2 protein-coding genes are annotated in these 3,228 nt (G+C 35.0%); both read left to right on the forward strand.

Translation table 11 applies throughout. The features are described from left to right. The coding region (locus L8D11_RS04430; RefSeq protein WP_236870466.1) for a hypothetical protein at window positions 1-212 on the forward strand (212 nt) is incomplete at its 5' end. A 40-nt stretch (window positions 213-252) separates the two neighbouring features. Next, window positions 253-2,880 carry an aconitate hydratase AcnA gene (gene acnA / locus L8D11_RS04435; protein ID WP_236870467.1) on the forward strand — a complete coding sequence of 876 codons (2,628 nt, stop codon included), beginning with the start codon at window positions 253-255 and terminating at the stop codon, window positions 2,878-2,880. Window positions 2,881-3,228: the final 348 nt, after the last annotated feature.

Genomic DNA, 3,228 nt, shown 5'->3' on the forward strand with positions numbered 1-3,228 from the left:
TTCTTGAATTCCTATTATTCTATCAGCTTTTATACCAAACTTATCGTTCTTCTTTATATGAATCTAATTTTTTAAATCCATTTATTGCATATCTTCCTTGCTTTGCATTTATGCAACGGCCTTTATATATTAATCGCAGATTTTTTACTATATCTTATTACAATTCAAAAAAATGTTGCGAATTTAGACATCTATCATGTAAGATTTCTTAGAGGTGAATTTGTAAATTTAAAGACAATGGTAAAAATGCAAATGTCAAACGTAGATAGCTTAAAAGTAAGAAGCGAGTTGCTGGCAAATAATAAAAAATATACTTTTTTTAGTTTAAGGAAAGCAGCTTTAGAGCTAAATATAAACCTAAAAGAGCTTCCAAATGTGATAAAAATTATACTAGAGAATTTGCTGAGAAAAGAAGATGGCAAAAATGTGACACTTAAAAGCATCAAAAGCTTGCTTAATTACTGCAGTGATGAGGAAAATCATGATGAAATTCTGTATTATCCTTCTAGGGTTTTGATGCAGGATTTTACAGGAGTGCCTGCTGTGGTTGATTTGGCTGCAATGAGAGATGCCATGAAAAACAAAGTGCTTGACCCTAAAAAAATAAACCCGCAAATTCCTGTTGATTTGGTGATTGATCATTCAGTGCAAGTTGATAAGTTTGGTTCATCAAAGTCATACGCAGAAAACATAAAGCTGGAATTTCAAAGGAATAATGAGCGCTATCAATTTTTGAAATGGGGACAAGAATCATTTGAAAATTTCAGGGTAATTCCACCTGGCAAAGGAATTTGCCACCAAGTGAATTTGGAATATTTAGCAAGTGTTGTTTCTGAAGTTAAAACAGGTGGCAATGATATTGCATTTTTTGATACTGTAGTTGGAACAGATAGCCACACCACTATGATAAACGGACTAGCCGTGCTTGGTTGGGGAGTTGGTGGAATAGAAGCAGAAGCTACAATGCTTGGGCAGCCAACATCACTGCTGGTGCCAAAAGTTGTTGGGTTTAAGCTAACAGGAAAATTAAGCCCAGGAATAACTGCAACAGATATGGTTTTAACAATCACAGAAATACTCAGAAAGAAAAATGTTGTTGGTAAATTTGTGGAATTTTATGGCCCTGCATTAAAGCATCTCTCTTTGTTTGAAAGAGCAACAATTGCTAATATGGCTCCAGAATATGGCGCAACGTGCGGTTATTTTCCAATTGATGCTGAGGTTATCAAATACCTAGACTTAACAGGTAGGAGTAAGTCACAGCTTGCGCTTGTTGAAGCATATGCCAAAGAGCAAGGCGCGTGGTGGGAGCATACAGATGATGATAAAATGAAATTTAATGAGTATGTTGAGCTTGATATTAGCCAGATCCAGCCGTGCATTGCTGGACCAAAAAGACCTCAGGATAAAATGTTGCTTTCTGAATTGAAATCTAAAGAAGGTAGTAGGCCTGGCGATGGTACATTAAAAGATGGGGATATTGTGATTTCTGCAATAACCAGTTGCACCAACACGTCTAATCCATATGTTTTGATAGGGGCAGGTTTGGTGGCAAAAAGAGCATATGATCTTGGATTAAAAACCAAAGAATGGGTAAAAACATCATTAGCGCCCGGTTCCCAAGTAGTAACAGAGTATTTAGAAAGATCTGGTTTGATTTACTATCTAGAAAAATTAGGATTTTACTTGGTTGGATATGGTTGCACAACTTGTATTGGCAATTCTGGACCTCTTTCAGAAGATATTGAAAAATCCATTAAAGAAAACAATCTATCCGTTTCTGCAATTTTATCTGGAAATAGAAATTTCGAGGGGAGAATTCATCCACTGGTTAAACAAAATTACTTAGCTTCTCCTATGCTTTGCGTTGCATTCGCTTTGGTCGGCACAATTAATATCAATATCTTAAAAGAGCCAATAGGAATCGATAAACATGGAAAGGAGGTATTTTTACATGATATATGGCCAAGTGATGATGAGATAAAAGGTGTTGTGAATGGTATCATCACCAAGGACATGTTCACAGAAAAGTATAAGCACATTCTTGAAGGGGATGATGAATGGAAGAAAATTCATATTAATAAAACAACATGCTATTCATGGCAAGATGACAGCACTTATATTAAAAGCCCTCCTTTTTTTGAATCAGAAATTGAAAATTCATCCATTGGGAATATAGAGGATGCTAGAATATTGGCAATTTTTGGTGATAGCGTAACAACAGATCACATAAGCCCTGCAGGGAATATATCGCCAAACCACACTGCTGGCGAGTATTTGCTCAAAAAAGGGGTGAAGCAACAGGATTTTAATTCATTCGGCTCAAGAAGAGGCAATGATGAGATAATGGTGAGAGGCACATTTGCTAATATTAGAATTAAAAATAAATTGGCTAATGGCAAGGAAGGAGGATTTACTCAATATTTTGATAAAAAGGGGGTAGGCACCCCTATGACAATTTACGATGCTTCAAGCAAATACATCTCAGAAAAGGTCCCTCTTGTCATATTTGCAGGCAAAGAATATGGGACTGGTTCTTCAAGGGATTGGGCTGCAAAAGGCACGAAATTGCTTGGAATAAAAGCAGTAATAGCGGAAAGTTTTGAAAGAATTCATCGCTCTAATCTGATTGGTATGGGTGTTTTACCGCTTCAATTTGTTGATAACACATTAGACAATATATCACTAAAGGGCGATGAAACCATCACATTAATTGGTTATAATAAGGTGAAACCGAAGGGTTTGATAGAATGCCAAATTAAGAGAAACGGCGCCATCATTAACAACTTTAAATTACTTTCTCGTATTGATACTGAAATAGAGCTAGATTATTTTTTAAATAATGGTATCCTTAACCTTGTTTTAAAACAACTTCTATAGTTAATACTGAGTAGTGGGATTTCAGAATTAAATGGATAACTTAAAAGATAGTATTACGAATTTTAAAATTGGCGCATTAGCTAAAGGATTTGCCAATCTATCATCTCAGTAGGCACAGTCAAGTTAAAAATAGAATAAAATTCTGATATTGAATAAAAGATTATAAAATTGTAGGATTTAAAAAAATAAATATCAAAAAAGATGAAGGGCACACCAAACAGACCTGACTTCATGCACTTTTTCGCTAGACAGCGCAATATTCCTGGGGTTTATTTTTTTCTAGGCACTACCACTTAAGTTTTTTTGTTAATTTAAATTTAGATTTTTAGAGTTGCTCTATACTAATTC

The organism is Candidatus Bandiella numerosa (assembly GCF_021811875.1).
Taxonomy (GTDB): Bacteria; Pseudomonadota; Alphaproteobacteria; order Rickettsiales; family Midichloriaceae; genus Aquirickettsia; species Aquirickettsia numerosa_A.